Genomic DNA, 18,042 nt, shown 5'->3' with positions numbered 1-18,042 from the left:
CGCGCTCGGTGCGTCCCGGCGCGCTCGGTGCGTCCCCGGTGCTCAGTGCGTCTCGGCCGGCGAGCGACGACCGTGCGCGTCGTCACGACCCGCAGCGCGCAGATCCGTGCGCAGCTCGCGCGGCAGGGAGAACATCAGGTCCTCGGTCGCGGTGCGCACCTCGCTGACCTCGTCGAAGCCGAGCGACGCGAGGCGCTCCAGGACGTCTCGGACCAGGATCTCCGGGACCGAGGCGCCCGACGAGACCCCGACGGTCTGCGCGTCGGCCAACCACGCCGGGTCGATCTCGGCCGCGGTGTCGATCCGGAACGACGCGCGCGCCCCGGCGTCCAGCGCAACCTCGACCAACCGCACCGAGTTCGACGAGTTCGCCGACCCCACCACCACGACGACGTCGCACTCGGGCGCCATCTTCTTCACCGCCACCTGGCGGTTCTGGGTGGCGTAGCAGATGTCGTCGCTGGGCGGGTCCTGCAGGTTCGGGAACCGCTCGCGCAGCCGACGGACCGTCTCCATCGTCTCGTCCACGCTGAGCGTGGTCTGGCTCAGCCACACGACCTTGTCGGGGTCACGCACGACGACGTCGTCGACCTCGTCCGGGGAGTTGACCACCTGGATGTGCTCGGGCGCCTCGCCCGCGGTGCCCTCGACCTCCTCGTGCCCGTTGTGGCCGATCAGCAGGATGTCGAGGTCCTGGCCGGCGAACCGCACGGCCTCCTTGTGGACCTTGGTCACCAGCGGGCACGTCGCGTCGATCGTGCGCAGGTTCCGCGCCGCCGCCGCCTGGTGCACGGCGGGCGAGACCCCGTGGGCCGAGAACACCACGCGCTCGCCCTCGGGTACCTCGTCGGTCTCGTCGACGAACACCGCACCGCGCGCAGCCAGGGTGGCCACGACGTGCTTGTTGTGCACGATCTCCTTGCGGACGTAGACCGGCGGACCGTAGTGCTCCAGGGCCTTCTCGACCGCGATGACGGCCCGGTCGACCCCGGCGCAGTACCCGCGGGGGGCGGCGAGCAGCACACGCTTCATGGGTACGAGTCTAGGTAGCCCGGCCGGGTCGGCCTCTCGGGCGGCCCGGCCCGGACGGGTCGGAGCCGTTGCTTCACGCCCGGATGCGGCAGGCTTGGGCGGGTGAGCGACCTCCCCGCCAAGGCGCTGGACACCTCGGCCGAGCAGCCGTGGCCGGTGCGGCACCTCTCGGCGAAGATCGGCGAGTACATCCAGCGGATGCCCGGGGTCTGGGTCGAAGGACAGCTCGTCCAGCTCAACCGCCGCGCCGGGATGAGCTTCATGACGCTGCGCGACACCGAGGCGGACGTCAGCCTGAGCCTCGTCGCGCACACCCGCGTGCTCGGTGAGATCGGCGAGGGCGCCCACGTCGTCGTGCACGCCACCCCGACGTTCTGGTCCAAGCGCGGCACTCTCCAGCTGCAGGCCGACACCATGCGGGTCGTCGGCCTCGGCGACCTGCTGGCTCGGATCGAGCACCTGCGCGGCGTGCTCGCGGCCGAAGGGCTGTTCGACCGGGAACGCAAGCGACCGCTGCCGTTCCTGCCCGCCGTGGTGGGCCTGGTGTGCGGGCGGGAGTCGAAGGCTGAGCACGACGTGGTGGTCAACGCCCGCGCGCGCTGGCCCCAGGTCGAGTTCGTGATCCGCGAGGTCGCGGTCCAAGGACCGCGAGCGGTGCCCGACGTCAGCGCGGCGATCGCGGAGCTCGACGCGATGGCCGACGTCGAGGTGATCGTCGTGGCCCGGGGCGGCGGCTCGGTCGAGGACCTGCTGCCGTTCTCCAACGAGACCCTGGTGCGCGCTGCCGCGGCCTGCCGCACACCGCTGATCAGTGCGATCGGTCACGAGACCGACGCTCCGCTGCTCGACCTGGTGGCCGACTACCGCGCCTCGACGCCGACCGACGCCGCCAAGCGCCTGGTGCCGGACGTCGCCGAGGAGCGCCTGCGGATCAGCCAGGCCCGGGCGCGCACGCTCGCCGCCCTGGACCGGATGCTGCACCGCGAGTCCGAGCGTCTGGCAGCCCTGCGATCGAGGCCCGCGCTGGCCGCGCCCACGTCACTGCTCGACCGGCACGCCGAGGACGTCGAGCGCCGGCGTTCGGCACTGCGCCGGGGGCTGGCGGCCGTGCTCGACACCGAGTCGGCGGCGCTCGGCCGGCTGACCGCCCAGGTCACCGCGCTGTCCCCGGCCGCGACCCTGGCCCGCGGCTATGCCGTGGTGCAGCGCGCCGACGGGGCCGTGGTCCGCTCGCCCGCCGAGGTGAACGAGGGCGAACGCCTCCGCCTGCGGGTCGCCGAGGGTGAGATCGCGGCCGACGTCGTGGGCACTGCGGAGCGGGCACGCCCATGACGAACGAGGTCCCACGCGCGGCACGGTTTACTAGGTCCGTGGTCGAACTTCCCGCCGACGTGGCCGAGATGACCTACGAGCAGGCCCGGGACGAGCTCGTCACCGTGGTGCAGCGGCTCGAGGCCGGCGACCAGACCCTCGAAGGCTCGCTCGAGCTCTGGGAGCGCGGCGAGGCACTGGCCGCGCGCTGCCAGGAGTGGCTGGACGGCGCGCGCGCCCGCCTGGAGGCCGCGCGCTCCGGTCAGCCCGGCGCCGAGTCCAGTTCCCGCGCCGACGACGGCGCCGACCCCGAGGAGCCGTGATGAGCGAGCCCGTCGCCACCACCGATCACCCTGAGCGGGAGTACGACCCGCTCGCCGAGCGGACACCGGAGTCGACCGTCGAGGAGAAGGAGCGCCGCGCGCTCGTGGTCGGCGAGTCGCTGATCGACGTGGTGCACCGGGCGGACGGCGACGTCCGCGAGCACGCCGGGGGCAGCCCGATGAACGTCGCGATCGGCCTGGCCCGCCTGGGCCGCGGCGTCGACCTGCTGACCTGGTTCGGCAAGGACGAGCGCGGCACGATGATCGCCGAGCACCTCGCCGCGTCCGGGGTCGCGGTGGTGCCCGGTTCGGACGGCGCGGAGCGCACCCCGGTCGCCATCGCGACGATCGGCCCGGACGGCGCCGCGAGCTACGAGTTCGACGTGTCGTACGAGATCCCCTCGACGTGGACGGCCCCGCCGGCAGCGCCCCTCGTGGTGCACACCGGCTCGATCGCGACCGCGATCGAGCCCGGCTCGCACGACATCCCGCACATCCTCAGCGCGCACCGCCCGACCGCGACCATCACCTACGACCCGAACCTGCGCCCCTCCCTGATGCCGCCGCCCGAGGAGACCCGGCCGCTGGTGGAGCACCTCGTGGGGCTGGCCGACGTGGTCAAGGTGAGCGACGAGGACCTCGCCTGGCTCGTCTCGGGCAGCGAGCCGCTCGACACCGCGGCCGCGTGGCTCGAGCTCGGCCCGTCGGCGGTCGTGGTGACCCAGGGCGGCTCGGGAGCCGTTGCCCTGACGGCGACCGGCCTGCGCGTCGAGGTGAGCGCGCCCCGGGTCCAGGTCGCCGACACGGTCGGCGCGGGCGACTCGTTCATGGGCGGCCTGATCGACGGACTGTGGTCGGCCGGTCTGCTCGGCGGCGATCGGCGAACCGCCCTGCACGCCGCCGACGCCGATGTCTGGCGCGCCGTCCTCGACCGCTGCGTGCGGATCGCGGCCATCACGGTGAGCCGGGCCGGCGCCAACCCGCCGACCGCCGCCGAGCTCGACCAGCCCTAGACTGCCGCCCACGACGGCGGCGCCACCCGGCCCGCGTCAGGGTGCTGTGAGGAGCCGACGATGACCGTGCCGGAGATCAACATCTGGGCCGTCGTGCTCGCGACGCTGTCCACGATGGTGGTCGGCTCGTTGTGGTACTCACCGAAGGTCTTCGGCGAGTACTGGATGGCGAAGGCCGCGGTGAACCGGGACACGACGACGTCCCGCGGCGCGTGGCCGATCGTCGTGACCGTGGTGGTGAGCTTCGTGACGGCGTGGGTCCTCGCCGGGGCGACCGCCATCGCACACGACTTCTACCAGGGCTCGTTCCTCGGTGACGCCATGATCACGGCGCTGCTGCTCTGGGCCGGCTTCACGGCAGCCCGGATGATCACGCACGACGCGTTCGAGGCCCGGCCCGCCGGGCTCACCGCGGTGAACCTCGCGCACGAGCTCCTCACCGTGCTCGTGATGGGCCTCGTGATCGGCCTGATGGGGGTCTGACCGACCCGCCGCGCCGGGTCGGGGCGCACCTGCCAGGATGGCGGGCATGAACCCGGCCGAGGCATGGTCCGCGCTGCTCGCGGGCAACGACAGGTTCGTCCGCGGCGAGATGGAGCACCCGTCGCAGGACGTCGACCGGCGCGGCATGCTCGCCGCCGCACAGACCCCGTTCGCGGTGCTGTTCGGCTGCTCCGACTCCCGCGTGGCTGCCGAGATCGTGTTCGACCGGGGCCTCGGCGACCTGTTCGTGGTGCGCACCGCCGGGCACGTCGTGGACACCACCGTGCTGGGCTCGATCGAGTACGGCGTGCAGGTGCTCGGCGCCCCGCTGGTCGTGGTCCTCGGGCACGACTCGTGCGGTGCGGTGGCCGCTGCGGCCGAGGCGCTCACCACCGGCGTGATGCCCTCGGGGTTCGTGCGCGCGGTGGTGGACCGGGTGATCCCCAGCATCGTCGACCTGCCCTCCGCCGACGAGGTGCGCGCTGACGGCGAACCCCGGCGGGTCGTGGTGCCCTCCCCCGAGGCCCTCGGCCGCGAGCACCTGACGCACACGGTCGACATGCTGCTGTCCTACTCGCGCACGCTGGCCGAGGCCGTCGACGCCGGCCGCTGCGCCGTGGTCGGCGTCGAGTACACCCTGGCCGAGGGGCGCGCGCGAGCCGTTGACGTCCGCGGCGCTCTCACCTGAGCCGGGTGCACCGGGGCCGGACCCGGGACTTTTGAGCCTACTTTCTCGACAATTCATCTGGTATTCTTGATTCGATTCTTCCGCACATTCTCTGATAGATGAATGTGCATGCCCGACACCACTCTTCCGGTTCCCAGCCCGACCGCGCTGATGTCCGCTGCGGCGCGCGCAGCCCACCTCGAGGTCGACGGCCCGCCCCACCTGCTCGCCGACCCCTTCGCCGCCGCCCTGGTCGAGGCGGCCGACCCCGGACCCCTCGAGTACCACCGCCGGTTCCCCGCCGAGCCCGTGCTGGCGGGCTCCCGGGTCTCGGCGACCCTTCGCTCGAGGTTCGCCGAGGATCGACTCGCCGCCTCGACCGCCGACCAGTACGTGGTGCTCGGCGCGGGGCTCGACTCGTCCGCGCTGCGGTGCGCGGGCAGCCGCGCGGTGTTCGAGGTCGACCTTCCCGACGTGCTCACCTGGCGACGCGCGACCTTCGCGGCGGCCGGGATCGACACGCCACCGCACGCCCGGGAGGTCCCGGTCGATCTGGGCACCGAGCCCCTGCTGTCGACCCTGGTCACCGCCGGCCTCGACCGGACCCGACCGGCGTTCGTCTCGTGGCTCGGTACGACCATGTACCTCGACGAGCCCGGAGCCCGGCGGACGCTCATCGAGCTCGGCACGCTCGCGCCGGGGACCGAGCTGGTCCTCGACCACGTGCTGCCCGACCCGCAGCGGGACGACGCGGGCCGCGTCTACGCCCGTGCCATCGCGGCCGCCGCCGGCGCCGGTGGCGAGCCGTGGCACTGGGCGCCGACCCCGGACGAGGTCCGGTCGATGCTCACGACCTGCGGCTTCACGGCCGTGACGACGCTGCCGGACGCCGAGGCCGTGGGCCCGGACGCCTGGCAGCGCCCGGACCACCTGCGCCCCATGCGCCTCGTCGGGCTCGTGCACGCACGGGTGGCCTGAGCCTGCCGGGCGTCGCGCGGGCCCGGTCGATGCCAGGATGGGCGCATGACCGACACCACCCCCGCAGCGACGCCAGGGTTCCGGATCGAGCACGACACCATGGGGGACGTCCAGGTCCCCGTCGACGCGCTGTACCGCGCGCAGACCCAGCGGGCGGTGGACAACTTCCCGATCTCCGGCACCCGCCTCGAGCGCACCCACATCGAGGCCCTGGCCCGGATCAAGAAGGCCGCCGCCCTCGCCAACGCCGAGCTCGGCGTGCTGCCCGCCGACGTCGCGCAGGCGATCGTCGCGGCCGCCGACGAGGTCGCCGCGGGTCGCCACGACGAGCACTTCCCGATCGACGTCTTCCAGACCGGGTCGGGCACCAGCTCGAACATGAACATGAACGAGGTGCTCGCGACGCTCGCCACCCGGTCGCTCGGTCGCGATGTGCACCCGAACGACCACGTCAACGCCTCGCAGTCGTCCAACGACGTGTTCCCCACCTCGGTGCACGTCGCCGCGACCGCCGGCGTCACGCACGACCTCATCCCCGCCCTCGAGCACCTCGCCACGGCGCTCAAGGCCAAGGCCGAGGAGTGGGACACCGTGGTCAAGTCCGGCCGCACCCACCTGATGGACGCCACCCCGGTGACCCTCGGCCAGGAGTTCGGCGGCTACGCGGCGGCGACGTGGCACGGCATCGAGCGGCTCGTGGCGGCGCTGCACCGGACCGCCGAGGTCCCGCTCGGCGGTACCGCGGTCGGTACCGGCATCAACACCCCGGCGGGCTTCCCGCAGCGGGTCATCGCCCTGCTGCGGGAGGACACCGGGCTGCCGATCACCGAGGCGCGCGACCACTTCGAGGCCCAGGGCGCCCGGGACGGCCTGGTCGAGCTCAGCGGCGCGCTGCGCACCATCGCGGTGAGCTTCACCAAGATCTGCAACGACCTGCGGTGGATGGGCTCGGGTCCGAACACCGGTCTCGGCGAGATCGCGCTGCCCGATCTCCAGCCCGGTTCGTCGATCATGCCGGGCAAGGTGAACCCGGTGATCCCCGAGGCGGTGCTCATGGTGTGCGCCCGCGTGGTCGGCAACGACGCGACGGTGGCCTGGGCCGGCGCGAGCGGGGCGTTCGAGCTGAACGTGCAGATCCCGGTGATGGCGCTCGGCGTGCTGGAGTCCATCCGGCTGCTGGCCAACGCGAGCCGTCTGCTCGCGGACAAGACCGTGGCCGGCCTGACGGCCAACACCGAGCGGGCGCGCGCGTACGCCGAGTCCTCGCCGTCGATCGTCACCCCGCTGAACCGGGTGATCGGCTACGAGGCCGCGGCGAAGGTCGCCAAGCACGCCGTGGCACAGAAGATGACCGTGCGCGACGCCGTGATCGACCTCGGCTTCGTCGAACGGGGCGAGGTCAGCGAGGAACAGCTCGACGCCGCGCTCGACGTGCTGTCGATGACCCGCCCGCCGCGGGCCCGATGAGCAGCCGATGAGTCAGGAGACCGACGGCGTCCGACGCCTGCGCTGCGCACTGTTCGTCGACTTCGACAACGTCTACATCGGGCTGCAGCGCCTGGACCGAGCGGCGGCCGACGCGTTCGCGGCGTCGCCGGCGCACTGGCTCGCCGCGCTGGAGTCCGGGAGCGACGAGGACGGGCCGTTCACCCGCAGGTTCCTGGTCCGCTCGTGCTACCTCAACCCGTCGGCGTTCTCGCAGTTCCGGCCGAACTTCACGCGCGCCGGCTTCAGCGTGGTCGACTGCCCGTCGCTGACCCAGCAGGGCAAGTCCAGCGCGGACATCAACCTGGTGCTCGACGCCGTCGACGCGCTCGCCGCCCACACCCGGTACGACGAGTTCGTCATCGTCTCGGCCGACGCCGACTTCACTCCACTGGCGCTGCGCTGCCGGGCCGCCGACCGGCGCGTCACGATCGTCACGGCCGGCCCGGCGGCGAGCGCCTACCGCGCGGTCGCGGACACGGTGGTGACCGCCGACGAGCTGGTCGAGCTGGTCCGTGAGCCGACCGTGACCGACGAGGCTCCCACCGAACCCGCAGAGCCCGCGGAGCCCGCGGAGCCCGCGGCCGCGCCGGCTGCGAGCCGAGGCTCCCGCCCCGCGGCCGGCCCCGCCCGCCGAGCCGTGCTGCGGATGGTCCGCACCGCTGACCGGCCGCTGCACGGCGGGACGGTCGCGCAGGCCGCGCAGAACGCTGACCCGTCGCTCGCCGGGTCCGGCTGGGCGGGCGCGGGGAACTTCTTCGACTGGCTGGCGAACGTGGTGCCCGAGCTCGGCACGGCGTCCAAGCCGGCGCCCGGCTGGGTCTGGGACCCGCGCCGGTTCAGCGAGGCCGATCTGCCGGGCGTGGACGGCGTGGACCTGCCGCCGCTGCAGCGCCAGGTCGTCGAGGTCACCGACATCCCGAACCTGCCGACCGAGCGGTACGCGGTGCTGCTCGGCGAGCTCGCCCGGGACGTGGCTGCGACGCCGTTCGAGCGGGTCGAGACCGCCCGCCGGGTGCACGACGCGTGCCAGGCCAAGGGTGAGCCGATCGGACGCTCGTCGGTGAACGCCGTCATCGCCGGCGTGCTGTACTCGGGCCTCGACCTGGCCGCGTCCCCGACGCTCGCGCAGGTGACGCGCACCTGGACGGACTACGTCGTCGGGCTCTGCCGCGGAGCACGGATGGAGCTCGGCCCGCAGGACGAGGCAGCGATCCGGGCCTGGGTGGGCGGCTCGAAGCGCCGCTGACTACCCGGCCACGACCGACGTCGGGACGAGTCGGGTCCGCCGCTCACCGGCCAGCGTGGTCGCGACGAGCACGAGCCCGGCGCCGGCCCAGATGCCGAGCACCGTGAGCGGGAAGGCGGAGGCGGAGCCGTCGAAGAACGCGACCGACCGCAGCGCCTGCACGAGCGCACCCGGCGGGAGTGCCTGCCCGAGCGACGCCCAGCCCGCCGGCAACAGCTCGGGCGCGGTGGCTGCGGCCGACAGCGGGTTGCCGAGCAGGAAGATCGCCGGCGCGACCAGCGCGACGCCGAGGCGGCCGAGCAGGGCGTGCGCCCCGGCCACCGCACCGCTCACCGCGACGACGCCGAGGCCGAGCACACCGGCGACACCCCAGGTGGCGGGCACGATCTCGAGCCACGACCCGGCCACGAGCGTCACGACCGCGCCGGCGACCACGCCACCGACGAGCAGTGCCGTCAGCCGCGCGGCCGCGCCGCGCACCGCCAGCGACGCCACGAGGCCGAGCAGCAGCGATCCCATCACGACGGGCAGCGTCATCATCGGGAAGCCGACGCCGTAGCCGTCCCCCACGCCGCCGGGCACGACGACCTCGGTCGTGGCAGGCGGGGTGACGGCGACGCCCTGGGCGGTCAGGAGCTGGGCACCGAGCGCGTCGCCGACGCCCGCGAGCAGCGTCGCGACGGCCTGCCCGCCGCCCGGAGCGGTGAGGACCGTCACGCCCTGCTGGCCGAGGACGATCGCTCCGGCGACCTCTCGCGACTCGATCGCGGCGCGAGCATCGGCCTCGTCCACCGCCGGGACGACCTGGATCGCGCCCGGCTCCGCCTGCTCGAGCGCACCGGCGACCTGCTGGACCGCAGCCTGCGGCCCCACGACGGCGACCGGCACGTCCCGGGGGCTGGTGCTCACGGCCGGCCAGGCGAACGCGGTGACCATGACCCCGACGACCAGGGCGAGCAGCGCGCCCACGCCGCCGGCACGGCGCAGGCTCCAACGCGCCGGGACAGCCGGGGCGATCGTGGGTGCGGACATCGTGGCGACCATCTCTCCTCCTAAAACGAACGTTCGTTCTGTATAGTTAGCATGCGCCTCGGCGCTCGCCCACGTCAAGAACGATCGTTCGGAATAGGCTCGTGCCGACGGCCGGCCACCCGCCCCGGCCGCGTCGCAGACCCGGAGACCAGGAGCCCACAGTGCCTCGAGTGACCGACGAGCATCGAGCGGCCCGACGCGCCCAGGTGCTCGACGCCGCGCGTCGGTGCTTCGCCGCCGAGGGCTTCCACCAGACGTCGATGGACGACGTGATCCGCGCCTCGGGCCTCTCGGCGGGAGCGGTCTACCAGTACTACCGCAGCAAGGACGAGCTCATCGTCGCCGCGGCCGCCGAGGCGCTCAGCTCGATCCGTGACCGGCTCGACAGGCTCGACCTCGCCACCGGGACCTCACCGGCGGCGGCTGTCGTCGACGTCCTGCGGACCCTGCCGTTCGCGAGCTCGCCCGGAGGTGTGGACATCACCCGGATCGCACTGAACGGCTGGACCGAGGCGCTGCGGAACGACGAGCTGCACTCCCTCGTGCACGAGGGCTACGGCACGTTCCGCGCCCAGATCGCCACGCTGCTGCGCTCCTGGCGGGACGAGGGCCGGGTGCGGCCGGACCTCGACCCCGAGGCCGTCGCACCGATCCTCCTCAGCCTCGTGCTCGGCCACGTCGTGCAGCAGGCGCTCTTCGGGGACGAGGCGGACCCGGGGATCTACGAGCGAGGCATCGCCGACCTGCTGGGCGACTGAGCCCACCCCTCGAGCCGACCAGCCTCCGCCGGCTCCTCCAGGTCCTCCAGCCCCACCGGCCTCGCCGGCAGCAGGCATGCCGCAGCGTCGTCCCCGAGCCGTCGCACCGCGAGCACGCAGAACCACACCCAGGGCACCAGCGAGACCAGCGAGAAGACGACGCCGACCACGCCCACCGTCGACGGGACGAGCATGAGGACGCCGGCGACGCCACAGGTCCGCCAGGCTGCCGGCCCCCACACCCCGGTCCGCCGCAGGGCGAGCGCGAAGAGCAGCAGGGCGACCCCGCCCAGCACGTAGGAGACGAGGAACGCACTCCCCGAGCTGCGAGCGAGCGTGGCCTCGACCGCCCCGATCACGACCTCGCGCTCCGCACCTGCCGACGCCCGGCCGGCCAGGTCCCACAGCTCCGCCGCGACGTTGCTCGGCACGAACGTCACGACCGACACCAGCCCGGCCGTGACGCCGCCGAGGGCGAGCGCCGGCTCTTCGGCGGCGAGCCGCACCGCCAGCCCGAGGTACACGGGGATCAGCAGGACCGTCGAGACCAGGTAGAGAGCGTCGGCGTTGATCAGGCCCAGCAGCGGCGAGCGGGCGAAGACGTCGAGCCACGCCTCGGCGCTGCCCGGCGGCGGCCACACGGCGAACACCACGAGCTGGATGGCGATCAGCACGAGCACGGCGAACGCGGACCAGGACGCGCCGCGGTAGACGGGACGGCGGAGCTCAGACATCAGTTCTCCCGGTGATCAGTGCCCGAGGACGGCACGGACGGCCGCTCGGATGTCGGCGAGGGTGGTCTCGGTGTCCGGCACGGCGGGCCCGGACGGCCGCGCGGGTCTCCGGCGCCCGGCTGAAGAACAGCTCGAAGGCTGCGGGGTGGTCGAGGTGGAACCGCGCCAGCCCGACGAAGACCTCGGCGAGCTCGTCGATCGTGCTCGGCGCCGGGTCGACCAGGCGCCCGAGGTCCGCGACCAGGTCGGCCTCGAGCCGGTCCCGGACCGCCGCGAGCAGGTCCTCGATGCCGTCGACGTGGTTGTAGAGCGAGGCGACCGAGTACCCCGCCTCCGCGGCGACGCGGCGCACCGTCACGGCGGCGACGCCCTCCTCGAGGAGCAGCCGGGTGGCGGCGTCGACCAGAGCGCGGCGCGCTCGGCGGCGCCCGGCGAACTCGGGAGCAGCGCCTTGCGGGCGCGGCCCGCTGCGCGGGCGCGACGCCGCGTCTAGAGGTCGAGCCCCTCCAGCATCTCGGTGACCAGGGCGGCGATCGGCGAGCGCTCCGACCGGGTCAGCGTGACGTGCGCGAACAGCGGGTGGCCCTTGAGCGCCTCGATCACCGCCGCGACGCCGTCGTGCCGGCCCACCCGCAGGTTGTCGCGCTGCGCGACGTCGTGCGTGAGCACCACCCGCGAGCTCTGCCCGATCCGGCTCAGCACCGTGAGCAGCACGTTCCGCTCGAGCGACTGCGCCTCGTCGACGATCACGAACGCGTCGTGCAGCGAGCGCCCGCGGATGTGGGTCAGCGGGAGGACCTCGAGCATCCCGCGATCGATGACCTCCTCGACCACGTCACCGGAGACCACCGCGCCCAGCGTGTCGAACACCGCCTGCGCCCACGGGTTCATCTTCTCGTTCTCGCTGCCGGGCAGGTAGCCCAGCTCCTGGCCGCCCACGGCGTACAACGGGCGGAACACCACGACCTTGCGGTGCTGGCGACGCTCCAGGACGGCCTCGAGCCCGGCGCACAGCGCGAGCGCCGACTTGCCGGTCCCGGCCCGGCCGCCGAGCGAGACGATCCCGATCTCCTCGTCCAGCAGCATGTCGATCGCGATCCGCTGCTCGGCGCTGCGGCCGTGCAGGCCGAACGCGTCGGCGTCCCCGCGGACCAGCCGCAACTGCTTGTCCGCCGTCACCCGGGCGAGGGCGGACCCGCGCGGGGAGTGCACGACGACACCCGTGTGGCACAGCAGCGGGCCCGGGTCCTGCCCGGTGAGGTCGACGTCGGCGAGCTCGAGCCGCTCCGACTCGTAGATCTGGGCCATCTGCTGCTCGGAGACCGAGAGCTCGGCCATCCCGGTCCAGCCGGAGTCCACGGCGAGCTCGTGGCGGTACTCCTCGGCGGTCAGGCCGACGGCCGAGGCCTTGACCCGCATCGGCAGGTCCTTGGACACCAGCGTGACGTCGTGCCCCTCGTCGGCGAGGTTCTTCGCCACCGCGAGGATCCGCGTGTCGTTGTCGCCGAGCCGGAAGCCCGCCGGGAGCACCGCAGGGTCGATGTGGTTCAGCTCGACGCGCAACGTGCCGCCGACGTCACCGACCGGCACCGCCTCGTCCAGCCGGCCGTGCTTGATCCGCAGGTCGTCGAGGGTGCGCAATGCGCTTCGCGCGAAGTAGCCCAGCTCGGCGTGGTGCCGTTTGGCCTCGAGCTCGGTGATCACGACCACGGGCAGGACCACGGAGTGCTCGGCGAACCGCAGCATCGCGCGCGGGTCGGACAGCAGGACCGAGGTGTCCAGGACGTAGGTGCGGCTCACGTGGGCTCCCCTCGCGCGGCGGCGCGCCGCGTCGGGTCGTGGTCACCGACGCGCACGCCGGCTCCCGGTGCGGTGGGCCCGGTAGACCGGCCGTGAAGCCGGGACCCGGCCTCCCACGGTCAGAGCCATCGGCTGGCCTCCCGAGGGACGACGGATGCCGTCCGTAGTGCTTCGACGCTACGCCGGGGCCTCCGCGTTCCCGCCGCGACACGCACACGCCCAGGTTCACGTCACACAGAGTTCACCTGAGGGCACTCGTCCGGGTGCAGCCGTGCGCACCCGTGTCGGTCAGCGCCCGAGGCGCCGCTCGCGGGCCGCGTACGAGCGCAGCGCACGCAGGAAGTCCACCCGCCGGAAGTCGGGCCAGTACGCCTCGCAGAAGTAGAACTCCGAGTGCACCGACTGCCACATCAGGAAGCCGGACAGCCGCTGCTCACCCGAGGTGCGGATCACCAGGTCGGGGTCGGGCTGACCCTTGGTGTAGAGGTGGTCGGCGATGTGCTCGACGTCGAACGTCTCGGCGAGCTCCTCGATCGCCGTGCCGCTCGCGGCGTGCTCCCGCAGCAGCGACCGCACCGCGTCGGCGATCTCACGGCGGCCGCCGTAGCCGACCGCGACGTTCACGTGCAGCCCGCGCACGTCGCGGGTGTCCCGCTCGGCCTTGCGCAGCACTTCCGCGACGTCCGGCGGCAGCAGCTCGAGGGCACCCATCGCCTGCAGGTGCCAGCGCTTGGTGGCGGCGAGCCCCCGCACGGCGTCCGCGATGATCGCGAGCAGGTCGTCCAGCTCCTCGGCGCCGCGTGCCAGGTTGTCGGTGGAGAGCATCCACAGCGTGACCCGGTCCACACCGACGTCCTCGCACCAGCCCAGCAGCTCGGCGATCTTGTCGGCGCCGGCCCGGTGACCGTCGGCCGCGCGCGCGCCCGTCGTCCTGGCCCACCGACGGTTGCCGTCCAGGATCACGCCGATGTGCCGCGGGATGGTGGGCAGCGATCTGGCCAGGTGCCGCTCGTACAGACCGTAGAGCGGGTTGGGCAGGCGCATGCGGTGAGGCTACCCCTCGCGGGCCTGCCGACCGTGCTGCGTCCGTGGCGCCGTGCGGTGCACCATGTGGAGGTCCGGTGCGCATGTCGCCCGACCGGCGGTCGGGGCTGGGTTTCGTAACCTACGGTAGCGTAGGTTACGGTTCCGTATGGTTGACCCGGCCGGTCCCCGGCCCTGCACGGAGAGGCCGGACATGGCCGACATGATGCTCGAAGGAGGCAGTCGGATGGACCCCGTGCGGGCGAGCAGCGAGGCGGCCTCGGAGCTCATCGCAGCAGTCAAGCCCCGCCTTCGCGGCTGGATCCACGCGGGCATGTCCCCGCTGGTCGTCGCCGCCGCGATCGTGCTCGTCGCGCTCGCGCCGACCACGGTCGGCAAGGTGTCGTGCGCCGTCTTCGGCCTGACCGCGATCATGCTGTTCGGCACGAGCGCGATCTACCACCGGTTCTCCTGGGGCCCCCGCGCCAACGCGGTCCTGCGCCGGATGGACCACACGAACATCTTCCTCATCATCGCGGGCACCTACACCCCGCTGGCGGCGCTGCTGCTGCCGCCGGAGACGGCGCGGACGCTGCTGATCGTGGTGTGGGTCGGCGCGCTCGGCGGGCTGCTGGCACGGGTGTTCTGGCTGCAGGCGCCGCGCTGGGCGTACGTGCCGGTCTACGTCGCGCTGGGCTGGGTCGCCGTGTGGTTCCTGGACGACTTCTGGAACACCGAGCTCACGCCGTACGGCCCGGCGATCGTCTGGCTGGTCGCCGCGGGCGGCCTGGCGTACACGCTGGGCGCGGTGGTCTACGGCACGAAGCGGCCGAACCCCAGCCCCCGCTGGTTCGGCTTCCACGAGATCTTCCACGCCCTGACGGTGGTCGGGTTCGTCTGCCACTACGTGGCGGTCAGCATCGCCGCGTACACGGTGCAGCGCTGACCGCTCGGGCCCGGGAGTCGGCGACGGGGCGGCCTGTGACCGGTGGCGACCGCCGTCAGCGCGGCACCACCGTGTAGCGCCGGTTGGCGAGCGACGGGTTCGTGACCCGCACCTCGGCGACCACCGCGGGGTCCGCGCTGACGTCCACGGCGTCCACCAGACGCGGGCCCCTGACCCCCGGGGCCGGCGCCGCCTCCGCGACCACCTCCCCGAGCGGATCCACCGCGAGCAGGTCTCCCACCACCCCGGCACCTCGCATGGGCACGCCGAACGTCCACACCGTGTTCTCGATCGCCCGCGCGCGCAGCAGGGTGCGCCAGTGGTCGGACTTGAGCTCCCGGTTCGCCGCGGACCCCGCCCACGCCGCGGGGACCGCGATCGCCTCGGCGCCCGCGTCGACCAGCCGCCTCGCGGACTCCGGGAATCGCAGGTCGTAGCAGGTCATGACCCCGACCCTCAGCCCGGCGACGTCCAGAACGAGCGGCGCGACGTCGGGCGGCCCCGGCACCAGGAGGTCCGACTCGCGCTGGCCGAACGCGTCGTACAGGTGCACCTTCGCATAGCTGCCGAGCAGCACGCCGTCCCGCACCGCGACCACGACGTTCACCGCGCGGTCGTCCGCTGCGGGAACCACGGTGCCGGCGATCGTGGTGATCCCCGCGCTCGCGGCGCGCAGCGCACCGACGAACGGACCGTCCAGCGGCTCGGCGAGCTCGCGTCCCACGCCTCGCGGGTCGAAGCCGCCGGCGAACTCGGGCAGCACCACCAGGTCCAGGCCGTCAGCGGCGGCGTCGCGGACGGCCTGGACCGCCGCCTCGCGGTTCGCGGCCGCGTCCGCGGTCGCGGCGAGGCCCACGAGCCGGGCTCGCACGTCAGTCCTCGCCGGGTCGGTCGGGCTCCGGCTCGTCGGTCTCGGCCCGCCTGCGGGCCTCGGCCTCCTCCAGCTCTGCACGGTGCCGCAGCCGCCGCAGCTTGCCGGTCATGTTGAGGAAGATCGGGATCACCGCGAGGACGACCGCGAAGATCACCACGAAGCCGAGCAGCCCGGGCGTCACGTCGTACGCGTCGAGCTCGGTCCCGTCGGTCGGGGACGGTGTGGCCGTGCCGGCGACCGTCCCGGACACGGGCACGTGCGCGAACACCTCTGCGCCCGGCACGACGGCGGTCACCGCCGGTCCTCCGGGTGGATCCCGGCGAACAGGTCGTCCTCGGGCAGCGAGACCGGGACCCGCGAGTCGGCGAGCTCGTACTCCTCGATCGGCCAGATGCTCGGTTCGACGTCGCGCGGCACCGCGAAAAAGAACCCGTCGGGGTCGACCTGGGTCGCGTGGGCGCGCAGCGCGGCGTCGCGGGCCGGGAAGTAGTCGGCGCACTGGACGCGGGTGGTCACCGGGCGCTCGGGCACCTCGCGGACCTCGCGGCTCTCGATCCAGTCCCCGAACGGCGACTCGAGGCCGAGCCCGAGCAGCGCCTCGTGCACGGTGCGCATCCGGTGCAGCGAGAAGTCGTGGTTGTAGTAGAGCTTGAGCGGGGTCCACGGCTCACCACGGCCCCGGTAGTGATCCGGGTTGCCGGCCGCGTGGTACGCCTCGAACGCGACCCGGTGGGTCATCACGTGGTCGGGGTGCGGGTAGCCACCGGTCGGGTCGTACGTCGTGATGACGTGCGGGCGGAACGAGCGCACGAGCTCGACCAGCGGCGCCGTCGCATCCTCGAGCGGCGTCGCCGCGAACGAGCCCTCCGGCAACGGCGGCAGCGGGTCGCCCTCGGGCAGGCCCGAGTCCACGAACCCGAGCCAGTGGTGCCGCACCCCGAGCGCCGCAGCGGCCGCGGCCATCTCCTCGCGCCGGACGGCCACCATCTCGGGGCCTTCGGCGACCTGACGCGGGTAGCTCGGGTTCAGCAGCGACCCGCGGTCGCCGCCCGTGCAGCTGACCACCATCACCTCGGCGCCCTCGGCGGCGTACTTCGCGGTGGTCGCAGCGCCCTTGCTCGACTCGTCGTCGGGATGGGCGTGCACCGCCATCAGCCTGAGACCGGTCCGGTCCGTCACGATGCTCCCTCCGTCGCCCGCTGACCGGGCGCACCGGGGACAATGGTGTCCCATCGACCCGACGGGCAGCCACCCGGCCGCTCACCGACCCGATCCAGCGCCGACGGTCAGCACCGCATGACCACGAGGAGACCGCATGACCGCACCCACGGTGCCCGAGGGCCGCTACGGCCGACCCGCGACCCCGGGGCGTCGCCGGCGTGCGGTGCTGGGCGTCGCCGCGCTCGCCGTCGCGGGCCTCGCGGTGCTCGGCTGGGTGATCTCGAACACCGCGAACCCGGCGGTGAGCTGGCGGGACGTCGGCTTCGAGGTCGACGGGAGCCGCGCGGTCACCGTGACGTTCGACGTGATGCGGGCCGACCCGTCGGTCCCGGTGCAGTGCCGGGTCCAGGCGTTGAACATCCACTACGCCCAGGTCGGGGTGGTGACCGTGGACGTCGAGCCCGGCGAGCTCTCGGCCCAGCGCGAGCGCGTCGAGATCGCCACCACCGAGGAGGCCGTCACCGGTGTGGTCCACTCCTGCTGGGTGACGCAGGAGTGAGGTTGCTATCCTTGTCGTTCCCCGCGCCGAGGATGGCGGTGGCAGAGGCAGGCCGCCGCACCGCGCGACCCTGAACCACCCCCGCACGCCTGAACCACCACCGCACGGAGGACGCAGTGCCCGAGACGACGTCGACCACCTGGCTGACCCAGGAGGCCTACGACCGGCTGTCCGCCGAGCTCTCCGAGCTCTCCACGACGGGCCGCACGGACATCGCCAAGAAGATCGAGGCTGCTCGGTCGGAGGGTGACCTCAAGGAGAACGGCGGCTACCACGCGGCGCGTGAGGAGCAGGGCAAGATCGAGGCCCGGATCCGCCAGCTCACCGAGCTGCTGCGCAACGCGACCGTCGGCGAGGCGCCCGCGGACAACGGCGTGGTCGAGCCCGGCATGGTCGTGACCGCGGAGATCGCGGGCGACGAGATGACCTTCCTGCTCGGCTCGCGCGAGGCGGCCGACGGCACCGACCTCGACGTGTACTCCGAGAAGTCCCCGCTCGGCGCGGCGATCCTCGGCCGCACGCCGGGTGAGACGACCAGCTACACCACGCCCGCGGGCAAGGAGATCTCGGTCGTCGTCAAGGACGCCAAGCCGTTCATCCCCTGAGCCCGGCCT

The 18,042-nt window shown here is 73.3% G+C and carries 21 protein-coding genes; 12 read left to right on the top strand and 9 right to left on the bottom strand.

The window, feature by feature from the left end; genetic code table 11:
• Positions 1 to 42: 42 nt before the first annotated feature.
• On the bottom strand, positions 43 to 1,032 hold the full coding sequence (locus OEB99_RS18980; RefSeq protein WP_263578871.1) for a 4-hydroxy-3-methylbut-2-enyl diphosphate reductase: 990 nt from the start codon (positions 1,030 to 1,032) through the stop codon (positions 43 to 45).
• 102 nt (positions 1,033 to 1,134) lie between these two features.
• On the opposite strand from OEB99_RS18980, the gene xseA reads away from it, so the two are divergent.
• The 8 genes from xseA (at position 1,135) to OEB99_RS18940 (ending at position 8,541) form a co-directional block, all read left to right on the top strand.
• A complete protein-coding gene (gene xseA / locus OEB99_RS18975) occupies positions 1,135 to 2,364 on the top strand; it encodes an exodeoxyribonuclease VII large subunit (protein WP_263578870.1) in 1,230 nt (409 codons plus the stop codon).
• A complete protein-coding gene (locus tag OEB99_RS18970; RefSeq protein ID WP_263578869.1) occupies positions 2,361 to 2,666 on the top strand; it encodes an exodeoxyribonuclease VII small subunit in 306 nt (101 codons plus the stop codon). Before xseA ends, OEB99_RS18970 begins: the two co-directional genes overlap by 4 nt.
• Positions 2,666 to 3,679 (top strand): carbohydrate kinase family protein, encoded by a 1,014-nt coding sequence (locus OEB99_RS18965; RefSeq protein WP_263578868.1) that lies wholly within the window; start codon positions 2,666 to 2,668, stop codon positions 3,677 to 3,679. Before OEB99_RS18970 ends, OEB99_RS18965 begins: the two co-directional genes overlap by 1 nt.
• A 60-nt stretch (positions 3,680 to 3,739) precedes the next feature.
• Positions 3,740 to 4,162 (top strand): DUF1761 domain-containing protein, encoded by a 423-nt coding sequence (locus OEB99_RS18960; RefSeq protein WP_263578867.1) that lies wholly within the window; start codon positions 3,740 to 3,742, stop codon positions 4,160 to 4,162.
• A gap of 46 nt (positions 4,163 to 4,208) precedes the next feature.
• The gene (locus OEB99_RS18955) at positions 4,209 to 4,850 is read left to right on the top strand and encodes a carbonic anhydrase (RefSeq protein ID WP_318011441.1); all 642 of its coding nucleotides are present in this window, start codon (positions 4,209 to 4,211) and stop codon (positions 4,848 to 4,850) included.
• 108 nt (positions 4,851 to 4,958) lie between these two features.
• On the top strand, positions 4,959 to 5,807 hold the full coding sequence (locus tag OEB99_RS18950) for a class I SAM-dependent methyltransferase (protein WP_263578865.1): 849 nt from the start codon (positions 4,959 to 4,961) through the stop codon (positions 5,805 to 5,807).
• A 45-nt stretch (positions 5,808 to 5,852) separates the two neighbouring features.
• On the top strand, positions 5,853 to 7,274 hold the full coding sequence (locus OEB99_RS18945) for a class II fumarate hydratase (RefSeq protein WP_263578864.1): 1,422 nt from the start codon (positions 5,853 to 5,855) through the stop codon (positions 7,272 to 7,274).
• A 7-nt stretch (positions 7,275 to 7,281) separates the two neighbouring features.
• A complete protein-coding gene (locus OEB99_RS18940) occupies positions 7,282 to 8,541 on the top strand; it encodes an NYN domain-containing protein (protein ID WP_263578863.1) in 1,260 nt (419 codons plus the stop codon).
• Here the strand turns inward: OEB99_RS18940 and OEB99_RS18935 are convergent, their stop codons facing one another.
• On the bottom strand, positions 8,542 to 9,585 hold the full coding sequence (locus tag OEB99_RS18935) for a hypothetical protein (protein ID WP_263578862.1): 1,044 nt from the start codon (positions 9,583 to 9,585) through the stop codon (positions 8,542 to 8,544). It lies immediately after the preceding gene.
• A gap of 158 nt (positions 9,586 to 9,743) precedes the next feature.
• Here OEB99_RS18935 and OEB99_RS18930 point away from each other — a divergent pair, with 158 nt between their 5' ends.
• Complete coding sequence (locus OEB99_RS18930) at positions 9,744 to 10,331, top strand: TetR/AcrR family transcriptional regulator (RefSeq protein WP_263578861.1); 588 nt, start codon at positions 9,744 to 9,746, stop codon at positions 10,329 to 10,331.
• Here OEB99_RS18930 and OEB99_RS18925 read toward each other — a convergent pair.
• From OEB99_RS18925 to OEB99_RS18910, 4 genes are all read right to left on the bottom strand, one after another.
• Entirely contained in the window at positions 10,295 to 11,065 is a 771-nt protein-coding gene (locus tag OEB99_RS18925) for a hypothetical protein (protein ID WP_263578860.1), read from the bottom strand. The genes OEB99_RS18930 and OEB99_RS18925 overlap by 37 nt on opposite strands.
• The gene (locus tag OEB99_RS18920; RefSeq protein ID WP_263578897.1) at positions 11,058 to 11,471 is read right to left on the bottom strand and encodes a TetR/AcrR family transcriptional regulator; all 414 of its coding nucleotides are present in this window, start codon (positions 11,469 to 11,471) and stop codon (positions 11,058 to 11,060) included. The genes OEB99_RS18925 and OEB99_RS18920 overlap by 8 nt, the downstream gene beginning before the upstream one ends.
• A gap of 83 nt (positions 11,472 to 11,554) precedes the next feature.
• Positions 11,555 to 12,811, bottom strand: a complete 1,257-nt coding sequence (gene phoH2 / locus OEB99_RS18915) for an RNA 5'-3' helicase PhoH2 (protein WP_318011443.1) — start codon at positions 12,809 to 12,811, stop codon at positions 11,555 to 11,557.
• A gap of 342 nt (positions 12,812 to 13,153) precedes the next feature.
• Positions 13,154 to 13,909, bottom strand: coding sequence for an isoprenyl transferase (locus tag OEB99_RS18910; protein WP_263578858.1), 756 nt, complete (start codon positions 13,907 to 13,909; stop codon positions 13,154 to 13,156).
• A 226-nt stretch (positions 13,910 to 14,135) separates the two neighbouring features.
• Here OEB99_RS18910 and trhA point away from each other — a divergent pair, with 226 nt between their 5' ends.
• A complete protein-coding gene (gene trhA / locus OEB99_RS18905) occupies positions 14,136 to 14,834 on the top strand; it encodes a PAQR family membrane homeostasis protein TrhA (protein ID WP_263578857.1) in 699 nt (232 codons plus the stop codon).
• A 55-nt stretch (positions 14,835 to 14,889) separates the two neighbouring features.
• Here trhA and OEB99_RS18900 read toward each other — a convergent pair whose 3' ends face one another.
• From OEB99_RS18900 to mca, 3 genes are read right to left on the bottom strand one after another with little or no spacing between them, the layout of a single operon-like run.
• Positions 14,890 to 15,705 (bottom strand): nitrilase-related carbon-nitrogen hydrolase, encoded by an 816-nt coding sequence (locus tag OEB99_RS18900; protein WP_263578856.1) that lies wholly within the window; start codon positions 15,703 to 15,705, stop codon positions 14,890 to 14,892.
• Position 15,706: 1 nt separating this feature from the next.
• Complete coding sequence (locus OEB99_RS18895; RefSeq protein ID WP_263578855.1) at positions 15,707 to 16,003, bottom strand: hypothetical protein; 297 nt, start codon at positions 16,001 to 16,003, stop codon at positions 15,707 to 15,709.
• Positions 16,000 to 16,860: a mycothiol conjugate amidase Mca gene (gene mca / locus OEB99_RS18890; protein WP_263578896.1), complete on the bottom strand. Its 861-nt coding sequence runs from the start codon at positions 16,858 to 16,860 to the stop codon at positions 16,000 to 16,002. The genes OEB99_RS18895 and mca overlap by 4 nt, the downstream gene beginning before the upstream one ends.
• 163 nt (positions 16,861 to 17,023) lie before the next feature.
• Here mca and OEB99_RS18885 point away from each other — a divergent pair, with 163 nt between their 5' ends.
• Positions 17,024 to 17,428 (top strand): DUF4307 domain-containing protein, encoded by a 405-nt coding sequence (locus OEB99_RS18885; protein ID WP_263578854.1) that lies wholly within the window; start codon positions 17,024 to 17,026, stop codon positions 17,426 to 17,428.
• A 116-nt stretch (positions 17,429 to 17,544) separates the two neighbouring features.
• Complete coding sequence (gene greA, locus OEB99_RS18880) at positions 17,545 to 18,033, top strand: transcription elongation factor GreA (RefSeq protein ID WP_263578853.1); 489 nt, start codon at positions 17,545 to 17,547, stop codon at positions 18,031 to 18,033.
• The last annotated feature ends 9 nt before the right edge of the window (positions 18,034 to 18,042 follow it).

This window comes from Actinotalea endophytica (assembly GCF_025717005.1).
Lineage (GTDB): Bacteria > Actinomycetota > Actinomycetes > Actinomycetales > Cellulomonadaceae > Actinotalea.
The sequence above is the reverse complement of the archived record's forward strand: the minus strand, read 5'-3'. Positions and strand labels throughout refer to the sequence as shown.